Origin of the sequence: Burkholderia sp. PR2 (assembly GCF_052372875.1) — a bacterium.
GTDB lineage: Bacteria > Pseudomonadota > Gammaproteobacteria > Burkholderiales > Burkholderiaceae > Burkholderia > Burkholderia diffusa.
On record NZ_JBQRWH010000001.1, the window covers coordinates 463921 to 484021 of the forward strand.

Genomic DNA, 20101 nt, shown 5'->3' on the forward strand with positions numbered 1-20101 from the left:
GGCGCCGGCCCGTGGCGTCAGGCCGGCCGTTCGAAGCCCGATTCGACCCAGCGCGCGGCACTGGCCTTGTTGAGCTTGAACCCGGCGGAAACCTTCGCGTCGGCCAGCAGCTCGCCGTACGGGTCGAACGCCTTCAGTTGCGCATACGGCTCGAACTCGTCCGGCACGATGTCGAGCGTGACCGACACATCCTGTCCGGCGTCGTCCTGCACCGTCACTTCCTTGTGGAGCATCGCACGGCGTTGCTGCTCGTGTCGCATCAGCACCTCGGTCGCGGTCTTCACCAGCGTGCGGAACGCATTCGCATCCATCGGCTTCGGATTCTTCTTGTCGCGACCCATCGTCCACGGGCCGACGAGCGCGGGCTCGGCTTCGCCGTCCTTGATCATCTCGACGGCCCAGCCGTCGTCGTCCTCGTTCTTGATGATGCGGGCCGTCCAGCCGTTGTCGCGCCAGAGGCCGTCTTCGTGGATGGTGGTGTCGTCGGGTTGCAGATCGGATTCGGTCATGGGGGAAGCGGGGAGTACGGGTAGCCGGCGAACGGGCGGGCGCGGCCGGCAATGGCGCGCTGCCCCTGGCCGGTCGCCCGGAGTGGCAAGCAAAGGCCGCAATTTTACCCCGCGGGCCGTCCGTGCGGCCCGCGCGACCCGCAACGTCGGCCGTCCGGCCGACCCCGGCTGCCGCCGGACGAGCCGACCGGCGCCGATATCAAACTCGTATCACGCCTGCACGGATCAATTCAGACGGCGCCCCATATCCCGGCCGCGCGTTGCTGCCTAGAATGATGTTCGGGATAAAAATATCCTGAACGTCGATTCAATGCCGATCCGGCCGCGCACGCATTCCGCGTCGTGCGGCCCGGCGAACCTTCTGGAACTGCGCATGGGGAAATTCAGAATTCGCACTGTTTTCGCGTACGACTCGCCGCTGACGCTCGCTGGCATGGAGCACATTGCAGGCGACGCGTGCGCAATCGATCTCGTCGGCGTCTCCCGGACCCCGGGCGATCTGATCGAGGTGCTCGGCCGCCTCGACTGCGACATCGTGCTGGTCGACTATCCGATTCGCGGCGACGTGCAGCTGGACGGTCTCGCACTGTTCGACTGGCTGCACAGCACGCGCCCGAACGTCGGAGTCGTCGCGCTCGTCGGGAACGAGAATCCGGTGATCTTCCGCTCGATTCTCGCGAAAGGCGGCACGAGCCTCGTCAGCAAGTTCGACGAAGTCGGTCACATCGTCACCGCGATCCATTCGAGCTACAGCGGCGGGCGCTATCAGTCGCCGCTCGTCCGGCGCGCGCTCGATGCGGTCGCCGAGCACGAACAGGCGCCGGTGAAACTGTCGACGCGCGAGATCGAGGTGATGCGCCTTTATCTGGCCGGCCTGCCGATCAAGACGATCGCGCAGCGGTTGAACAAGGGCAAGCAGACCGTCAGCGCGCAGAAGATCAGCGCGATGAAGAAACTCGGCGTGACCAACGACATCGAACTGGTCCAGCGGGCGGCCGGGATCGGGTTCGGCGGTGTCAAGGCCATGAGCCGGCCGGGCGGAGCGGGGTAAGCGTGGACGAAGCGCGCAAGCAGCGCGAGAGGGGCCTGGGTCGTGCAGGGGCCGGCCGCGCATTGCCGGCCGGTCAGGCGAAATCCGTCGGAATCCGGCGGGATGCCGACGGATGGAGCGACGTCAGGCCGGCAACGCGAATCGCGTGACGGCGTCGCGCAGCGCTTCGGCCTGGTCGCGCAGCGAATGCGCGGCGGCCGCGGCTTGCTCGACGAGTGCCGCGTTCTGCTGCGTGACCTGATCCATCTCGCCCACCGCGCGGTTGACCTGCTCGATCCCCGCGCTCTGCTCGCGCGACGCATGGCTGATCTCGTCGAGGATCTCGTTCACGCGCCGCACCGACTGCACGATCTCGGCCATCGTCTCGCCCGCGTGCGTGACGAGCGACGCGCCGTGCTCGACGGTTTCGTTCGACGACACGATCAGTGACTTGATCTCCTTCGCTGCCGTCGCCGAGCGTTGCGCGAGGGAGCGCACCTCGGCCGCGACCACCGCGAAGCCGCGGCCCTGTTCGCCCGCGCGCGCCGCTTCGACGGCCGCGTTCAGCGCGAGGATGTTGGTCTGGAACGCGATCCCGTCGATCACGCCGATGATGTCGCCGATCTTGTGCGAGCGGTCGGTGATCTCGTTCATCGTGCGCACCACATCGTCGACCACCTCGCTGCCGCGCGTCGCGACCTGCGCGGCCTGGCCCGCGAGCGTCGCGGCCTGGGCGGCGCTGTCCGCGTTCTGCTTCACGTTCGCGGTCATCTGGTCCATGCTCGATGCGGTCTGCACGAGCGCGGCCGCCTGTTCCTCGGTGCGCTGCGACAGATCGGTGTTGCCCGACGCGATCTCGCTCGCGCCGACGTTGATGTTCTCCGTGCCCGCGCGCACGCGCGACACCATGTCGATCAGCCCGCTCTGCATCGTGTGCAGTGCATGCAGCAGGCTGCCGCGGTCGTCGTGCTTCACGCTCACGCGCCCGGTCAGGTCGCCCTGTGCGATGCGCTGCGCGGCGTCGAGCGCCACTTCGAGCTCGCCGCCGAGGTTCGCGCGCACGCTTTTCAGCACGAGCACCATCACGATCGTCGAGATCGCGCCGAGCACGGCCGTTATCGCGAGCCAGCGGCCGACGCTCGCGAGCACGGCCGAACGCACGTCGTCCGTGTACATGCCCGTCACGAGATACCAGTCCCACGGCGCGAAGCGCTGCACCGCGCTGGTCTTGTCCTGCGGCTTGTCGGCACCCGGCTTCGGCCACAGATATTCGACGAATCCCTTGCCGCCCTCCACGTTGCCGGCCTTCACGATCTCGACGAACAGGTGCTTGCCGTTCGGATCCGTGAAATTCGATACGTCCTTGCCGTTGAGCTCGGTCTTGATCGGATGCATCACGATCGCCGGCTTCGAATCGTTGATCGAGACGTAGCCGTCGGTGCCGTAGCGCATCGCGGCGATCGCCTCGAGCGCCTTCTGCTTCGCGTCCGCTTCCGGCAATGCGTTCTGTTGCGACAGCTTGTAGTAGTGGTCGGCGACGTTCGTCGCCTGCGCGACCAGCGACGCAAGCTGGTCGCGGCGGTCCGTGATCATCGATGCGCGCGTCTGCCATGCGCCGATGCCGGCGATCACGAGCAGGCCGAGCCACAGGATGACGACCATCGAGGCGAGTTTCTGGTTCAGGGAAAGGGTGCGCATGGGTAGTGAGGTCGGTCAGTCGAACAAGCGCGCCGAAACGGCGTGACGGGATAATTCTTTGACGGCGTGAAGCGGACGTTGCCGTAGGCGGGAAATCCCTTAGAGACGGCAGCGGCGCGATACCGTCGCGCGCGGTGCGGGTATCTATGCATATACATACTCGGCGTCGCTATACTGTCGGGCGATGGCGGCTGCGCGTCGTGCCCCGACGGTCGGGCGAACGGCGGCGACGTCGAACGAACCCGAAAGGAGGCAACGATGCGAATTCTGGTGGTGGGAGCCGGCGCGGTCGGCGGATACTTCGGCGGCCGGCTCGCGGCGGCGGGGCGCGATGTGACGTTCCTGGTGCGCGACGGCCGAGCGGCCGCGCTCGCGCGCGACGGGCTCCTGATTCGCAGCCCGCGCGGCGACCTGACGCTCGCGAACGTGCAGACGCTGCGCGCGAGCGACGCGGCCGCGCCGTTCGACCTGGTGCTGTTGAGCTGCAAGGCGTACAGCCTCGACGATGCGATCGCATCGTTCGCGCCCTTCGTCGGGCCGACGACGCTGATCCTGCCGATGCTCAACGGGATGCGCCATCTCGACGTGCTGCGCGACCGGTTCGATGCCGCGCAGGTGCTCGGCGGCCTGTGCGTGATCGCGGCGACGCTCGATCGCGAGCAGCGGATCGTGCACCTGAACGACACGGCGGGGCTGTCGTTCGGCGAACTCGCTGGCGGCGAATCGGCGCGCGTGCGCGCGGTGGCCGAGGTGCTCGGCGGCGCGGGTTTCGATGCGACGCTCAGCGACGACATCGCCGCGCGGATGTGGGACAAGTGGGTGTTCCTCGCGACGCTCGCGGCGAGCACGTCGCTGTTTCGCGGTTCGGTCGGCGACATTCTCGCCGCGCCGGACGGCCGCCGCCTGCTCGAGACGATGCTCGACGAATGCAGCGCGATCGCCGCGCATAACGGTTACAGGCCCGATCCCGCCGCGGTCGAGCGGATGCAGCGGATGGTGCTGACGCCGTCGCCGCTGACCGCATCGATGCTGCGCGACGTCGAAAACCGCGCACGGGTCGAAGCCGATCACGTGATCGGCGACCTGCTTGCCCGCCGTGACCCGCGGGCGGCGGATGCGTTGTCGTTGCTGCGGATCGCGCACAACCACCTGAAGGCGTACGAGGTGCGTGTCGCGCGGGAAAGCGCGGCGGCGTAGCCGAGGCAGCGGCCGTCGTCGATCCGCATGGCGGCCGTTCTGCGGCGCGCGCGTACTTCCCGTCGGCGTTCGGTCGACGGGGTGCCGCACCGCACAATTTTGCGTTTCGTGTCCCTTTCCACCCGCAACCTGCAAAAAAGTATCGAAAATCAGGCGTAAAGTTGGTGGAGCCGCGCACGCGATCGACCTACATTGCTTTCCATGCGACCGGTCGCGTTGCCGCACGACTCACGCGGCGAACGAGGCGAACCGCCGAACGGCCCGGCCAGCGAGACATGGGAATGGAGACGCCAGGATGATGCATCCCGATCTGGAAGTGGTCGACGTGCGACGCGACGAGTCGTTCAAGGTCTGGTCGCACGGCTATCCGTATCGCACGATCCGCTGGCATTTCCATCCCGAATTCGAACTGCACCTGATCGTCGCGACGAGCGGCAAGTATTTCGTCGGCGACCACATCGGCTCATTCGGCCCCGGCCATCTGGTGCTGCTCGGCCCGAACCTGCCGCACAACTGGGTCAGCGACATGGCGGAAGGGGAAACCGTCGAGCGCCGTAACCTGGTGATCCAGTTCGATCCGTCGTTCGTGCGCCGCTGCATGGACGCGTTTCCCGAATGCCGCGACGCGCAGGCGCTGCTCGACGACGCGCGGCGCGGCGTCGGCTTCGACGACGACACGAGCGCCGCGATCGCACCGCTGTTCGATGAACTGCTGAACGCGCGCGGGATGCGTCGCATCGCGCTGTTCATGACGATCCTCGAGCGGCTGTGCGGCGCGGCCGAACGCACGCTGCTCGCGAGTCCCGCGTACGACCAGGCTCACGTGACGCCGACGCGGCTCAGCCACGCGCTGTCGTACATCGGCAAGAACCTCGCATCCGAGCTGCGTGAATCCGATCTCGCGCAATTGACCGGACAGAGCGTCAGCGCATTCTCGCGCGCGTTCCATCGCCACACCGGGTTGCCGTTCGTCCAGTACGTGAACCGGCTGCGGATCGAATCCGCATGCCAGATGCTGCTCGCCGACGACGCGAACATCACCGACATCTGTTTCCAGGCCGGCTTCAACAACGTGTCCAACTTCAACCGCCAGTTCCGCGCGGTGAAGGGGATGGCACCGTCCGAATTCCGCGCGCTGCAGCGGTTGAACGCACGCAGCCGCGAGCTCGCGCTGCACGCCGCGCCCACCGGCAATCCGATGCCGCCGCGCGTGGTCGCGTCCGGTGCGCTCGGGCTCGTACCGCAGCCCGGATGATCGACGGGCATTCGCCCGCCTGACTTTCCTTGCCGTTTCACCCAGCCGATCGCGCCGTTCGCGTCGCGAGGGGCTCGCTTACCCACGAAAAAACCGCACATAACCGGAGACACCGTCATGACGCACGCATCGCTCGCTTCATCCCGCCGCCGCGCCGCCCGCATCGCGACCGTTGCCGCGGCAGCTGTCGCAACCTGGTTCCCGATGGTCACGCATGCGGCGCCGCTGCGGATCGGCATGACTTTCCAGGAGCTGAACAACCCGTATTTCGTGACGATGCAGAAGGCGTTGAACGACGCGGCCGCGTCGATCGGCGCACAGGTCGTCGTGACGGACGCGCATCACGACGTCAGCAAGCAGGTGAGCGACGTCGAGGACATGCTGCAGAAGAAGATCGACATCCTGCTTGTGAATCCGACCGATTCGACCGGCATCCAGTCGGCAATCACGCAGGCGAAGAAGGCCGGCGCGGTGGTCGTGGCCGTCGACGCGAACGCGAACGGCCCGGTCGATTCGTTCGTCGGCTCGAAGAATTACGACGCGGGCGTGATGTCGTGCGAATACCTCGCGAAGGCGATCGGCGGCAGCGGCGAGGTGGCGATCCTCGACGGCATTCCGGTCGTGCCGATTCTCGAACGCGTGCGCGGATGCAAGGCCGGCCTTGCGAAATTCCCGAACGTGAAGCTGGTCGACACGCAGAACGGCAAGCAGGAGCGCGCGACCGCTTTGTCGGTGACGGAGAACATGATCTCCGCGCATCCGAACCTGAAGGGCATCTTCAGCGTGAACGACGGCGGGTCGATGGGCGCGCTCGCCGCCATCGAGGGATCGGGCAAGGACATCAGGCTGACCAGCGTCGACGGCGCCCCCGAGGCGATCGCGGCGATCCAGAAACCGAACTCGAAGTTCATCGAGACGACCGCGCAGTTCCCGGCCGACCAGGTGCGCATCGCGCTCGGCATCGCGATCGCGCGCAAGTGGGGCGCGACGGTGCCGGAGGCGATTCCGGTCGACGTGAAGGTCGTCGATCGCGGCAATGCCAAGGGATTCAGCTGGTGAGCGACGCGCAACGCGACGTGGAGGGCGGCGGCCCGGCCGACGCCCTTCGCACGGAGAAGCCGATGGACACGATATTGACGCTCGATCACATCACGAAAAGCTTTCCCGGCGTGAAGGCGCTGTCGGACATTCACCTCGAAATCGCGCGCGGCGAGATTCATGCGCTGCTCGGCGAGAACGGGGCCGGCAAGTCGACGCTGATGAAGATCCTCTGCGGGATCCAGCAGCCGGATGCCGGCACGATCGAGATCGACGGCAGCGCGCGGCATTTCGCGAGTTATCACGACGCGGTCGAGGCCGGAGTCGGCATCGTGTTCCAGGAATTCAGCCTGATTCCGCACCTCGATGCCGTCGACAACCTGTTCCTCGGCCGCGAGCTGCGCACCCGCTGGGGTGTGCGCGATCGTGCGCGGATGCGGCGCGTCGCGGCCGGCATCTTCGCGCGGCTCGGCGTGACGATCGATCTCGACGCGCCATTGCGCACGCTGTCGGTCGCGCAGCAGCAGTTCGTCGAGATCGGCAAGGCACTGTCGCTCGACGCGCGCATCCTGATCCTCGACGAACCGACCGCCACGCTCACGCCGGCCGAGGCCGAACGCCTGTTCTCGATCATGCGCGAGCTGAAGCGGCAGGGTGTCGCGATGATCTTCATCTCGCATCATCTCGACGAGATTTTCGCGGTGTGCGATCGCATCACGGTGCTGCGCGACGGTCAGTATGTCGCGACCACCGACGTCGCGCGCACGGACGTCGAGCAACTGGTGCGGATGATGGTCGGACGCCGGCTCGAAAGCAGCTTCCCGCCGAAGCCGGCGCGCGCCGCCGATGCGCCCGCCGTGCTCGAAGTCGACGCGCTGCAGATCGAGCGCGACGGCCCGGTCAACCGCTTCGCGCTGCATGCGGGCGAGATTCTGGGCTTCGCGGGGCTCGTCGGTTCCGGCCGTACCGAAACCGCGCTCGCGATCATCGGCGCGACGCGCGCGCACCGCAAGGACGTGCGCGTGCGCGGCGCGGCGGCGAAGCTCGCCGACCCGGCCGATGCGCTGCGCGCAGGCATCGGCCTTCTGCCGGAGAGCCGCAAGGCGGAAGGGCTCGTCACGTCGTTCTCGATTCGCGACAACATCTCGCTGAACAACCTCGGCAAGTACCGGTCGATGCACTGGCTGATCGATCGCCGCGGTGAAGCCCGTACGACGAACGACGTGATGCGGCGTGTCGGCGTGAAGGCACCGTCGATCCATACCGAGGTCGCGACGCTGTCGGGCGGCAACCAGCAGAAGGTCGTGATCGCGCGGTGGCTGAATCACCACGCGACGGTGCTGATCTTCGACGAGCCGACGCGCGGCATCGACGTCGGCGCGAAAGCAGAAATCTACGGGCTGATGCGCGAACTCACCGCGCGCGGCTACGCCATCATCATGATCTCGTCCGAGCTGCCGGAGATCGTCGGCATGTGCGATCGCGTCGCCGTGTTCCGGCAGGGCCGCATCGAGGCGACGCTCGAAGGCGACGAGATCGATCCCGACACGGTCATGACCCATGCCACGGGCGGCACGCGAGGAGCGACCCATGAACTTGCCTGATTCTTCTTCCCCGGCTTCCCCGACACTCGCGGCCGCGGCCGGCGAGATGCCGCCGCCGCGCGCGATGTGGACGCAACTGCGGCACTCGACGCTGTTCTATCCGCTCGTCGGGCTGATCGTCGTGTGCATCGCGATGATGATCGCGAGCCCGAGCTTCCTGTCCGCCGCGAACCTGGAGAACGTGCTGCGGCAAGTGTCGATCAACGCGATCATCGCGGTCGGCATGACCTGCGTGATCCTGACCGGCGGGATCGACCTGTCGGTCGGCTCGGTCATGGCGCTGTCCGGCACGCTGGCGGCCGGGTTGATGGTGGCCGGCGTGAATGCGGTCGCCGCGCTCGCGATCGGCATCGCGGTGGGTTTCGGGTTCGGCTTCCTGAATGGCGTGTTCGTTGCGTTCGCGGGGATGCCGCCGATCATCGTCACGCTCGCGACGATGGGCATCGCGCGCGGCCTCGCGCTGATCTATACGGGCGGCTATCCGATCGACGGGCTGCCCGACTGGGTCGCGTTCTTCGGCAGCGGCAAGGTGCTCGGCATCCAGGCGCCGGTGCTGATCATGCTGGTCGTCTACGCGATCGCATGGCTGCTGCTCGATCGGATGCCGTTCGGCCGCTACGTGTATGCGATCGGCGGCAACGAGCAGGCGACGCGGCTCACCGGCGTGCGCGTGGCGCGCGTGAAGCTGATCGTCTACACGCTGGCCGGGCTCACGTCGGCGCTTGCCGCCATCGTGCTGACCGGGCGCCTGATGAGCGGGCAGCCGAACGCCGGCGTCGGTTTCGAGCTCGACGCCATCGCGGCCGTCGTGATGGGTGGCACGTCGATCTCCGGCGGGCGCGGCGCGATCCTCGGCACGCTCGTCGGTGCGTTGCTGCTCGGTGTGCTCAACAACGGGCTGAACATGATCGGCGTGAACCCGTATGTGCAGAACGTGATCAAGGGCGGAATCATCCTGCTCGCGATCTACATAAGCCGCGAACGGTCCCGGTAACGATTCATTCATCAGACATCCGAAACATCAACGGAAGAGACAACTCATGACGACACCCGAAGCCCAGCCGCGCATGACCGCGGTGGTTTGCCACGGCCCCGAGGATTACCGCGTCGAGCAGGTCGCGAAGCCGCGCGCGGGCGAGAACGAGCTCGTGATCCGCATCGCCGCGTGCGGGATCTGCGCGAGCGATTGCAAATGCTACACGGGCGCGAAAATGTTCTGGGGCGGCCCGAGCCCATGGGTAAAGGCGCCCGTGATTCCCGGCCACGAATTCTTCGGCTACGTGGAAGCGCTCGGCGACGGCGCGGCCGAGCATTTCGGTGTCGCACTGGGCGACCGCGTGATCGCCGAGCAGATCGTGCCATGCGGGAAGTGCCGCTACTGCAAGTCGGGCCAATACTGGATGTGCGAGGTGCACAACATCTTCGGCTTCCAGCGCGAGGTCGCCGACGGCGGGATGGCCGAGTACATGCGCATTCCGCCGACGGCGATCGTGCACAGGATTCCGCTGGGTGTGTCGATCGAGGATGCGGCCATCATCGAGCCGCTGTCGTGCGCGATCCATACCGTGAATCGTGGCGACCTTCAGCTCGACGACGTCGTGGTGATCGCGGGCGCGGGCCCGCTCGGCCTGATGATGACGCAGGTCGCGCACCTGAAGACGCCGAAGAAGCTCGTCGTGATCGACCTGATCGACGAGCGGCTCGAACTCGCGCGGCAATACGGCGCGGACGTGACGATCAATCCGACGCGCGACGATGCGCGCGAGATCGTCCGCGCGCTGACCGACGGCTACGGATGCGACGTGTACATCGAGACGACCGGCGCGCCGGTCGGCGTGAACCAGGGGCTGGAACTGATCCGCAAGCTCGGCCGGTTCGTCGAGTTCAGCGTGTTCGGCGAGGACACGACCGCTGACTGGTCGATCATCGGCGATCGCAAGGAGCTCGACGTGCGCGGTGCGCATCTGGGGCCATATTGCTATCCGGTCGCGATCGACCTGCTCGCGCGCGGACTCGTCACGTCGAAAGGCATCGTCACGCACGGCTTCGCGCTGGAGGACTGGGACGAAGCGATCCGCGTCGCGAAGTCGCCCGAATCGATCAAGGTGCTGCTGAAGCCGGCGCGTTGAACGACGGCTCGTGCGATCCCTCACCGGAGACACCATGGAATACGTGATAGGCGTCGACATCGGCACGCAGAGCACCAAGGCGCTGCTCGTCGACCGGCATGGCACGATCGTCGCGCGCCGTTCGGCCGGCTACCAGCCCGACACGCCGCGCCCGCTGTGGGCCGAGCAGTGGCCGCAGGTGTGGTTCGATGCGGTGCTCGACTGCATCGCGGGCTGCGTGAGCGACGCGCGCGCGCACGGCGTGCCGGCCGACGCGATCCGCGCCATGTGCGTGAGCAGCCTGTACGGTGGCTCCGGCATTCCGGTCGACAGCGACATGCGGCCGCTGCACCCGTGCCTGATCTGGATGGACCGGCGCGCGACCGCGGAGGTCGACTGGGTGAACGAGAACGTGAACGTCGAGCGGCTGCGCGTGATCACAGGCAACGGCGTCGACAGCTACTACGGGTTCACCAAGATGCTGTGGCTGCGCGAGCAGCGCCCTGATGTGTGGGCGAATGTGCGTTATTTCCTGCCGCCGAACGCGTACGTGATCTATCTGTTGACCGGCGAAGTCGCGGTCGACCACAGTTCGGCCGGCAACATCGGCGGCGTGTACGACGTCGCGCGCCGCGAGTGGTCCGACGATGCACTCGACATGCTCGGCATCCCCGCGACCATGATGCCCGAGCGGCTCGTCGAATCGACCGACGTCGTCGGCGGGCTGCTGTCGCAATGGACGGAACGGCTCGGCCTGCCGGCCGGCACGCCGGTCGTCGCGGGCGGCGTGGATGCGGCCGTCGCGACCTTCGCGGCCGGTGCGACGCGCACCGGCCAGCATGTCGCGATGATCGGCACCAGCATGTGCTGGGGCTACGTGAACCAGCACGTCGATGCGCGGCACGGGCTCGTCAGCATGCCGCACGTGTTCAACGGTCAGCGCGACCTGTACGTGTTCGGCGGCGCGATCACGGCCGGTGCATCGGTCGCGTGGTTCCGGGATCAGTTCTGTCATGCGGAGATCGATGCGGCGCGATTGCTGCCGCACGGCGACCCGCACGTGCTGCTCGAGGAAGCGGCCGAAAGCGTGCCGCCCGGCGCGGACGGCGTGCTGTTCCTGCCGTACCTGATGGGCGAACGCAGCCCGGTGTGGGACGCGAAGGCGAGCGGTGCATTCGTCGGACTGAGCCTCGCGCACACACGCGCGCACCTGTATCGCGCGGTGCTGGAAGGCGTCGCGTTCGCGCTGCGTCACAACATCGAGGCCGGCCGGCGCGGCGCGGTGGCGCTGGACGACCGGTTGATCGTCGTCGGCGGCGCCGCGCATTCGGCGCTGTGGATGCAGATCATCGCGGATGTGACCGGTTTTCCGGTATGGACGATCGAGCAGGACGTCGAAGCCGCGATGGGCGCCGCGCTGCTCGCGGGCGTCGGCGCGGGGCTGGTGTCGCACGGCGACGCGCAGGGCGGCTGGGTCACGCTCGTCGAACGCGCGCGCCCCGATGCCGCGCGCGCGAATGCGTATGCGGCGCGCTTCGCGCTTTATACGGCGTTGTATCCGGCACTCAAGCCGATCATGCACGAACTGCGCGCATCATCATGAAGACACGATTCGATTTCAGCGGTGCGCGAGTGCTCGTCACCGGTGCGTCGAGCGGGATCGGGCGCGCTTGCGCGGTTGCGCTGGCCCATGCAGGCGCGCGGGTCGTCGCGGCGGGGCGCGATGTGGCCGCGCTCGATTCGCTTGCGGGCGAGATCGCATGCGAAACCTTGCGCATCGATATCGGCGGCGACGAACACGCGATCGATGCGGCGCTCGCCGTGCATGATGCGTTCGACGGGCTCGTCAATTGCGCGGGGATCGCGTCGCTCGAACCGGCGCTCGAGGTGAGTGCGGCGCACTTCGATCGCGTGATGGCCGTCAATGCGCGCGGCGCGGCGCTGGTTGCGCGGGCCGTCGCGCGGAAGATGATCGAACGCGCGGGGCGCGGCGCGGCATGCGCGCGGGGCAGTATCGTCAACGTATCGAGCCAGGCCGCGCTCGTCGGCCTGCCGGCGCATCTGAGCTATTGCGCATCGAAGGCGGCGCTCGATGCGGTGACGCGTGTGCTCTGCATCGAACTCGGCGCGCACGGAATCCGCGTGAACAGCGTGAACCCGACCGTTACGCTCACGCCAATGGCGCAGTTCGCGTGGAGCGACCCGGAGAAGCGCGCGCCGATGCTCGCGGCGATTCCGCTCGGGCGATTCGCGGAACCGGACGAGGTGGTCGAGCCGATCCTGTTCCTGCTCAGCGACGCGGCGTCGATGATCAGCGGCGTGTCGCTGGCCATCGACGGCGGGTATACGGCGCGGTAGCGGGCGCGAGCGGCGGCACTCGCACGGCAGTGGCCGTCGCTTGTCGGGGCGAATGTCGGAGCAGGTCGGATGGCACCGGCGGATGCCGGCTAGACCGGGTCCTTGCTCGGCGGTCCGTCGGGTTGCTGCGGGTTGTCGTGAGGATGCCCCGGTGGCGGTGGCGACAACGGATCGTCTTCCGGATCGCGGTTCGGGTCGGCCGGGGGCTCGGGCGTCGGGGTCGTGTGGTCCATGGGAAACTCGCGTAATGCGTGGCGGCGGTGGCGCGGCGGGCGTGCCTCGTCTCCGTTATAGGCAATCGGGCGGGTGTTTGCAGCGGGATTCTCGCGGCGGCATGCGGATTGCCGGCGATATGCGAGCCTCTGCAGGTATCGCGCCGGATCGCGCGAAGGCCGGCATCCACGATGTGCGGCGCGGCCGGCGCGTTCCGATGTCAGCGCAGATCCGCAGGCGTGTCGACGTCGCGAAGGATGCCGGGATCGTCGACGTCGAGCAGGTTGACCGGTGTGCTTGCGAACAACGCGCGGGCACCCGTATCGCCGTCGAGCGCGGCCAGCGCATCGTAATGGTGCGCGGCGAAGCCGACCGGATGACCGCGTACGCCGCGATGGACGGGGGCGACGATCGATGCGTCATCGGCGTCGAGCGCGCGCGTGAGCATTTCGTAGGTAGATGCCGCGATCCACGGCATGTCGCCGAGCGCGACCAGCCAGCCGGTTGCTTCCGGCGTCGCGCGGACGCCGGCTGCGAGGCTCGCGCCCATGCCGCGCATCGCGTCGGGCGCGTAGACGACCTGGCAGCCGGCTTCGTTCAGCAGAATCGCGAGTTTTTCCGCGCCGGGGCGCACGACGGCGATCACGTCGGCCGTGGCCGCGGCGAGGCGACGGGCAGCCGCGACCGCAACCGGCGTGCCGTCGGGAAGCAGCGCGAGCAGCTTGCTGTGCAGACCGCTTGGGTCGAAGCGTTGACCGAGACCGCCGGCGAGCAGGACGCCGGTGGCGAGTGACGCATAGGACATCGGCGCGGGGGGAGGAAGGCAGGTGGGCCGATTGTGCGGGAGTGGGCGGGGATCGGCAAGTGCCGATGTTACCGATGCGTGCGCATTGCCGCCGGAAAGAATGTCCGCGGGCAGCTTCGTCGAGCAGAGTGTGCTCGACAGGGCTGGATATGGCGAGCGATTCGCTTTGCATCACGAGGCAATCGCGGTCGTAGCGCTGCCAATGCCACTATTCGCGTGGTAATGCGTGAAACCGGTATGGGGCGGTGCGTTGATCGATAGCGGACGGTTTCGCAAGAGCGTCGCCATCGGTTCGGTCAGACGAATCGCCTGTCGGCCGAAGTCACGCTCCGTCGGTGCGTGATTTGGCTGACGGGTAGATGACGGTCACCAGAGCGTCTTCACGTGCGCATACGCACGAATCCGAAAAGCCACCCTAAGCATCCGCCCACTTCCTCAACAGGTTGTGATAAATCCCCGTCAGTGAAATGACCATCGGATCCTTCGCGCCTTTTTCCGCCGACAACGTCTGAATCTGTGTATCGAGCTGGAACAGCAGCGTGCGATCGCCGTCGTCGCGCACCATGCTCTGGATCCAGAAGAACGACGCGACACGTTCGCCGCGCGTTACGGGCGTCACCCGATGCAGGCTCGACGCCGGATACAGCACGAGATCGCCCGCCGGCAGCTTCGCGCGATGCACGCCATATGTATCTTCCACGCACAGCTCGCCGCCGTCATACGCGTGCGGTTCCTCGAGAAACAACGTCGCCGACAGGTCGCTGCGCACGCGAAAATCCGTACCGCGCAGCAGCCGGATCGCGTTGTCGACATGCGTGCCGAACGCCTCGCCGCCTTCGTAGCGATTGAACAGCGGCGGAAACACCTTGAGCGGCAGCGCCGCCGAAAAGAACAGCGGATGCCGGGCCAGCGCATCCTGGATCGCATCGCCGACCGCGCGCGCGACCGGCGAACCTTCCGGCAACTGCCGGTTGCGTTTCGCGAGCGCCGACTGCGTGCCGGACGTTGCGTTGCCGTCGACCCAGTCGACGGCATCGAGCATTTCGCGGCATTGCGCGACCTGCGCCTTGGTCAGCACGCCGGGGATCTGAAGCATCATGATTCGGACTCCATGTCATGAGACGGCAGCTGCAGCGCCGCCGCGCGCAACGCATCGAGCGGCGACGACGCGAGATACGCGCGCATCTTCGCGACGAATGCGGGGGTGGCGGTGGCCGGCACGCGCGCGAGCCAGGCGAGGGCTTCGTCAACGCGCCCGCGATCGGCGAGCAGCCGCGCGTAGTTGAACTGGCCGCGAAAATCACCGGCCTCGGCGGCGCGGCGATAGTGGTCGAACGCGGCGTCGACATCGACGGCCACGACCCAGCCGTCCTCGTAGAAGCCGCCGATCAGGTTGATCGATTTCGCATGGCCGAGCGCAGCGGCGCGGCGAAACCAGTCGAGGGCGGCGGCGCGATCCTCGGCGATGCCGTTGCCGAGCGCGAGCGCCGTCGCATGGTTGTACATGCCCCAGTCGAGGCCGGCCTGCGCGGCGAGCCGGTACCAGTACACGGCCACCGGTGCGCATGCGGCCGTACCCCAGCCGAACTCGTAGCAGCGGCCGAGCATGTTCATCGCCATCGGGTGACCGGCTCGTGCCGCATGCCGGAACCAGCCGAATGCGGCGGCCGGATCGCGCGCGACGCCGTGCCCGTCGAGCAGGTACTGGCCGTAGACGGCTTGCGCGTCGACGATCCCGTTTTCGGCGGCTGCCGCGACCCACGCCGCGGCGCGCTCGGGCGGCCCGGCCAGGATGTCGGCGAACGCGCGCGGCGACACCGACGCGAGCGCCTTCAGCGAGACGGTCTCCATCGATCAGTAGCGCGCGTTCAGCGTGACGAACGCGGAGCGGCCCGGCGCGATCGACGCATAGTGCGCCGGATACGCCTGATCGAAATACGTGCGGTTGAACAGGTTGTTCACGTTCAGTTGCAGGTCGAGCTTCTTGTTGATCCGGTATTGCGCCATCGCGTCGAAGCGCCAGTACGACGGCACCGCACGCAGGTTCGCGGGATCGCCGAACACTTCCGACATGTAGAACGCGCCGCCGCCGACGGTGAACTTCGGCGTCACGTCGTAGTTCGACCACATCGTCAGGCTGTGCTTCGGCGTATTGGGGAACCGGTGGCCGTTGTTCGCGGCATCCTTGCCGTTGTCGCGCAGCTCGCTCTTCATGTACGTATAGCCGCCGAACACCTGCCACTGCTTCGTGATCTGGCCCGCGACACCGAGTTCGAGACCCTGCACGCGCTTGTTGCCGACCATCGCGTACTGGTTGTTCGGCAGCGTCACGCGGGCGTTCGTCGTGTCGATCTGGAACAGCGCGGCGGTCAGCGACAGCTTGTCGTCGAGCACGTTCCACTTCGTGCCGAGTTCGATGCTGCGGTTCTTCTCGGGCGACAGCTGATCGGCGTTCGCCCCGACGCCGCCGCGACCGGGCGTGAGCGACTGCGTTTCGCTGCCTTCGCCGAGCAGCATGCCGGCCGGCGTCGACGACGTCGCATACGACGCGTAGATGCTGCCGTTCCGCGCGGGCTTGAACACGACGCCGGCCTGCCAGTTCACGAGCGTGTCGTCGCGCGTGTAGGTCTTGCCGCCGTTCGCCCTGGTGTCGGTGAAGCGGGTCGAGTAGTCGTCGACGCGCACGCCGGCGTTGACTTGCCAGCGCGGCGTGAGCTCGATCGTGTCGAAGCCGTAGATCGACTTGGTCGTGGTTCGCGCATGCGCATAGTCGTTGTTGCGCGTGACGGAACCGGCCCACGGATCGTTCGGGTTCGGCGACCACAGGCTCGTGCAGTTGTAGCCGGACGGCGCGCCGATGCCTTTCTGACAGATCGTGCCCTTGTCGGTCGCGACCGTGTACGAATCGCGCTTGCCCCATTCGCGCGACAGTTCGATGCCGGTCGTGAAGCTGTGCTTGAACGGGCCGGTGCGGAATTCGCCGAACAGTTCGGTCAGGTTCGCGAGGCTGTTGATCGAGCTGTTGCGGTTGTTGTTGCGGCGCCAGACCTTGCCGTTGACCACGTTGCCCTGGCTGTCGTCGGGCTGCGTCCAGATGTAGTCCTGCGTCGATTCCGTGTAGCGCGTGGTGTTGCGCATCGTCAGGTTCGGCGTGATGTCGTGCTCGATCCTGATCGTGCTGATGTCCGACGTGGTCTTGCGGAAGTCGCGGTCGATCAGGCCGTAGAAGTTGTGGCGGTCGACGGGCGCCGGATGGATCGTGTCGACGTTCGCGGGCTTGTTCGCCGTCGTGTAGAAGTACGGAATGCCGCCGTCGGGCAGGTCGTCGGTCGACAGGTGGTAGTAGCTCGCGGTCACGCGCGTCGGCGTGCCGAGACCGAACGCGATCGACGGCGCAACACCCCAGCGCTCGTTGTTGACGGCGTCGCGGCCGGCGACGTCGTTGTTGTGGCTCATCAGGTTCAGGCGGAACGCTGCGTGATCGGCGAACTGCCAGTTGCCGTCGGCGGTGAAGCGGCGGTAGCGGTCGGTGCCGAGGCCGGCGCTCGCGGCAGCCGTCGTCCCGAGGTGCGGCGCTTTCGTGATCAGGTTGATGCTGCCGCCCGCGCCGCCGCGGCCGCCGTATGCACCGTCGGAGCCCTTGGTGATCTCGACGCGCTCGGTGTTGAAGATCTCGCGCGTGGTCGCGCCCGTGTCGCGCAGCCCGTCGACGAACATGCTGCCTTGCGTGTCGTAGCCGCGGATGAACGGACGATCGCCGAGCGGGTTGCCGCCTTCGCCGGCGCCGAACGTGATGCCCGGCACGGTGCGCAGCGCTTCGGTCAGCGTCGCCGCACCGCTGTTCTGGATCAGCTCTTGCGGGATCACGGTCACGGATTTCGGCGTGTCGACGAGCGGCGCGGTGAATTTCGTGGATGCGGAGAAGTCGGCCTTGTAGCTGTGCTCGGTCTTGCCCTGGACCTCGATCGGCGCGAGATGGCCTTCGGTGCTGACCGGTGCGGGCGGCGGCGTGCCGTCGGCGAACGCCGGGCTCGCGGCGAGCACGCTGCACAGGGTGGTGAACTTGCCGAGCTTCAGCTCTTCAGGACGGGACTTCATGATGCGCTTCGACCTCGCGGTGTGGCCCCCGGAACGACGCGCCACGGGAATGTGCACGCCGTCGGGAATTATTACGATTTGGTTTCAGGCGGCATTCTATGTAATTTCTCAGTAAATGAGAAGCGTTCTTGTTTGCATTTGTGATGAGAGTGTTGACGAATGTTGCAGAGGGTTTGAACGCTTGCGGGGCGGGCCGGATGGTCGAATCGGTCTCGCGGAAATGCGATTCGCCGTGGCGGTGTGGCGGTGTTGCCGGAAGGGCGGAGGCGGGACTGGCTGCACCAGAGCATCGAGGAGCGCATCGTGCCGCTGTTTCGCGGCCTGGTCCTGGCGTTCGCTGATGCAGCCAGCAAAGCATTTGCGAGCCTTCGTGCGAAGGCTCGTGCGACGGACAACGCGCTGGCATCGGCCAATAGCTTTATCGCCACAACGGCCGCAGCGAACGGCTTGATCGTGGCCACACGCGACGTCGCGCCGTTCGCAGCGGCGGGCTTGTGCGTGATCGACCCCGCAGGCCAGCTGACGCAGGGGCCGGCCGCTCCCGCATTATCTGCATCGAAAATGAAAAACGCGCCGTGCAAGGCGGCGCGTCGTGTGCGTTACTTCTGTGCGCGCCCCTTGAGCCGAAGCAGTCTCAAGACCGGACGGGCGCGACACTGGATGCGGGTCAATCAATCCCGTGAAACACCGCATCCTCCGGCCCGAGGTACGCCGGTGGGCGCCACGTCGCATCGCGCATCGAGTGTTGAACCAGATTCTCGACGCCGAGCAGCACCGCGAAGATCGCCATTCGCACCGGAATGCCGTTGTCGGTTTGCCGGAAGATCGCGAGGCGCGGATCGCGGTTCAGGTCGACCGACAGGTCGTTCGCGCCGGGCCGGCTGTCGCGCGGCAGCGGGTGCATGATCAGCGTGTCGGGTTTGCAGACGGAATCGACGAGCGCCTGGTTGATCTGGAAATCCGGCGTGTAGCCTTCGAACGACTCGTCGGTGAAACGCTCCTTCTGGATCCGCGTCGCGTAGACGACGTCCGCACCGCGCAGCCCGGCCGCGAGGTCGTTCGTCTGCTCGATCACGTGGCCGTTCGTCGCGATCTGGTCGATGATGTACGCGGGCATTTCGAGCGTCGGCGGCGACACGAGCGTGAACTTCAGCCCGCGGTACAGTGCGAGCAACTTGACGAGCGAGTGCACGGTGCGGCCGTATTTCAGGTCGCCGACGAGCGCGATATGCGCGCCGTCGACGATCTTGCCGAGCCGCGAGAACTCGCGCTGGATCGTATAGAGATCGAGGAGCGCCTGGCTCGGGTGCTCGCCCGGGCCGTCGCCGCCGTTGATCACCGGCAGGTTGGTCGCGCGCGCGAACTCCGCAACCGAGCCTTTCTCCGGGTGGCGGATCACGAGCGCGTCGACGTAGCCGGCCATCACGCGGCTCGTGTCGTAGATCGATTCGCCCTTGGCCATCGACGAGAACGTGAAGCCGGTCGTGTCGCATACCGAGCCGCCGAGCCGGCAGAAAGCCGCGCCGAACGACACGCGGGTGCGCGTGCTGGCCTCGAAGAACAGGTTGCCGAGCACAGCGCCTTCGAGCACGCGGGAGATCTTGTGGCGGCGCGCGATCGGCTGCATCACGTCGGCGACGCGGAACAGCGCCTCGACCGAATCGCGGGAGAACTGGTCCACGGAAATCAGCTGCGGCTTGCCTTCGAACAGGAATTGCTTCGCGAGCCCCTGCTTTTCTACGCTTTGCGTATAGTCCCCGCCGTCCGGTGCCGGGCGTTCGACGATTTCCGACACGAATCGCTCGACGATCTCGGGCATGCCGCGCGATTCCTGCGAATCGTCGGGCAACAGCCACGTGTCCAGCGCACGGCGGCTTACGCCGATGCGGTTCGCGAACGCTTCGCGGGTCATGTTGAGGCGGCGCATCGCGTCGCGCAGGAAGGCTTGCTGGGGAACGGTCATCGGCGGCACCTGATGAGAAATATACGCGGTGCGTATATTAGTTCGAGGCTGGCCGAAGTCAAGGAAAATCTGCGCGACGGCCCGTGTGGCCTGCGTCACGCCGGCCCGGCGAACACTGGCGCGCGGCGGCTGTCTCCGTATAATCAGGTCAGGCCCCGTGTCCTGCGAGCCGCAGGGCATCACGCCGCATACGATTCGCCCGGCCGGGCATGTTGACTCCAAGGA

Annotated in this window: 17 protein-coding genes and 1 pseudogene; 10 read left to right on the forward strand and 8 right to left on the reverse strand. The window is 66.9% G+C overall.

Annotated elements, in window-relative coordinates; translation table 11 throughout:
• Window positions 1-17 precede the first annotated feature (17 nt).
• A complete protein-coding gene (locus ACT2FV_RS02080) occupies window positions 18-509 on the reverse strand; it encodes a hypothetical protein (protein WP_059600069.1) in 492 nt (163 codons plus the stop codon).
• 373 nt (window positions 510-882) lie between these two features.
• On the opposite strand from ACT2FV_RS02080, the gene ACT2FV_RS02085 reads away from it, so the two are divergent.
• The gene (locus ACT2FV_RS02085; protein ID WP_151049087.1) at window positions 883-1560 is read left to right on the forward strand and encodes a response regulator transcription factor; all 678 of its coding nucleotides are present in this window, start codon (window positions 883-885) and stop codon (window positions 1558-1560) included.
• Window positions 1561-1683: 123 nt separating this feature from the next.
• On the opposite strand, the gene ACT2FV_RS02090 is transcribed toward ACT2FV_RS02085, so the two are convergent.
• A complete protein-coding gene (locus ACT2FV_RS02090; protein WP_174906407.1) occupies window positions 1684-3237 on the reverse strand; it encodes a methyl-accepting chemotaxis protein in 1554 nt (517 codons plus the stop codon).
• Window positions 3238-3495: 258 nt separating this feature from the next.
• On the opposite strand from ACT2FV_RS02090, the gene panE reads away from it, so the two are divergent.
• The 8 genes from panE (at window position 3496) to ACT2FV_RS02130 (ending at window position 12797) form a co-directional block, all read left to right on the forward strand.
• The gene (gene panE, locus ACT2FV_RS02095) at window positions 3496-4434 is read left to right on the forward strand and encodes a 2-dehydropantoate 2-reductase (RefSeq protein ID WP_151049083.1); all 939 of its coding nucleotides are present in this window, start codon (window positions 3496-3498) and stop codon (window positions 4432-4434) included.
• Window positions 4435-4729: 295 nt separating this feature from the next.
• The gene (locus ACT2FV_RS02100) at window positions 4730-5689 is read left to right on the forward strand and encodes an AraC family transcriptional regulator (protein WP_059600066.1); all 960 of its coding nucleotides are present in this window, start codon (window positions 4730-4732) and stop codon (window positions 5687-5689) included.
• A gap of 117 nt (window positions 5690-5806) precedes the next feature.
• Window positions 5807-6748 carry a substrate-binding domain-containing protein gene (locus tag ACT2FV_RS02105; protein WP_444503088.1) on the forward strand — a complete coding sequence of 314 codons (942 nt, stop codon included), beginning with the start codon at window positions 5807-5809 and terminating at the stop codon, window positions 6746-6748.
• A gap of 62 nt (window positions 6749-6810) precedes the next feature.
• Window positions 6811-8331: a sugar ABC transporter ATP-binding protein gene (locus ACT2FV_RS02110; protein ID WP_124628184.1), complete on the forward strand. Its 1521-nt coding sequence runs from the start codon at window positions 6811-6813 to the stop codon at window positions 8329-8331.
• Complete coding sequence (locus tag ACT2FV_RS02115; RefSeq protein WP_124628186.1) at window positions 8318-9325, forward strand: ABC transporter permease; 1008 nt, start codon at window positions 8318-8320, stop codon at window positions 9323-9325. The genes ACT2FV_RS02110 and ACT2FV_RS02115 overlap by 14 nt, the downstream gene beginning before the upstream one ends.
• A 46-nt stretch (window positions 9326-9371) precedes the next feature.
• The gene (locus ACT2FV_RS02120) at window positions 9372-10460 is read left to right on the forward strand and encodes an alcohol dehydrogenase catalytic domain-containing protein (RefSeq protein ID WP_444503089.1); all 1089 of its coding nucleotides are present in this window, start codon (window positions 9372-9374) and stop codon (window positions 10458-10460) included.
• Between the two features lie 34 nt (window positions 10461-10494).
• A complete protein-coding gene (locus tag ACT2FV_RS02125) occupies window positions 10495-12042 on the forward strand; it encodes an FGGY-family carbohydrate kinase (protein WP_444503090.1) in 1548 nt (515 codons plus the stop codon).
• Window positions 12039-12797, forward strand: coding sequence for an SDR family oxidoreductase (locus ACT2FV_RS02130; protein ID WP_444503091.1), 759 nt, complete (start codon window positions 12039-12041; stop codon window positions 12795-12797). Before ACT2FV_RS02125 ends, ACT2FV_RS02130 begins: the two co-directional genes overlap by 4 nt.
• Window positions 12798-12886: 89 nt before the next feature.
• Here ACT2FV_RS02130 and ACT2FV_RS02135 read toward each other — a convergent pair whose 3' ends face one another.
• The 5 genes from ACT2FV_RS02135 to ACT2FV_RS02155 all read right to left on the reverse strand — a co-directional run bounded on the left by ACT2FV_RS02135 (window position 12887) and on the right by ACT2FV_RS02155 (window position 17913).
• Window positions 12887-13030 (reverse strand): hypothetical protein, encoded by a 144-nt coding sequence (locus ACT2FV_RS02135; protein ID WP_179955245.1) that lies wholly within the window; start codon window positions 13028-13030, stop codon window positions 12887-12889.
• A 200-nt stretch (window positions 13031-13230) separates the two neighbouring features.
• The gene (locus ACT2FV_RS02140) at window positions 13231-13815 is read right to left on the reverse strand and encodes a nucleotidyltransferase family protein (protein WP_059600060.1); all 585 of its coding nucleotides are present in this window, start codon (window positions 13813-13815) and stop codon (window positions 13231-13233) included.
• 415 nt (window positions 13816-14230) lie between these two features.
• Entirely contained in the window at window positions 14231-14914 is a 684-nt protein-coding gene (locus ACT2FV_RS02145; protein ID WP_124628199.1) for a Fe2+-dependent dioxygenase, read from the reverse strand.
• Entirely contained in the window at window positions 14911-15666 is a 756-nt protein-coding gene (locus ACT2FV_RS02150; RefSeq protein ID WP_124628201.1) for a tetratricopeptide repeat protein, read from the reverse strand. The genes ACT2FV_RS02145 and ACT2FV_RS02150 overlap by 4 nt, the downstream gene beginning before the upstream one ends.
• Window positions 15667-15669: 3 nt before the next feature.
• Window positions 15670-17913, reverse strand: coding sequence for a TonB-dependent receptor (locus ACT2FV_RS02155; protein ID WP_124628203.1), 2244 nt, complete (start codon window positions 17911-17913; stop codon window positions 15670-15672).
• 231 nt (window positions 17914-18144) lie between these two features.
• On the opposite strand from ACT2FV_RS02155, the pseudogene ACT2FV_RS02160 reads away from it, so the two are divergent.
• A pseudogene (locus tag ACT2FV_RS02160) lies at window positions 18145-18423 on the forward strand (VapC toxin family PIN domain ribonuclease); the annotation flags it as partial.
• Between the two features lie 157 nt (window positions 18424-18580).
• On the opposite strand, the gene ACT2FV_RS02165 reads toward ACT2FV_RS02160, so the two are convergent.
• The gene (locus ACT2FV_RS02165) at window positions 18581-19876 is read right to left on the reverse strand and encodes an aspartate carbamoyltransferase (RefSeq protein ID WP_059526663.1); all 1296 of its coding nucleotides are present in this window, start codon (window positions 19874-19876) and stop codon (window positions 18581-18583) included.
• Window positions 19877-20101 lie beyond the last annotated feature (225 nt).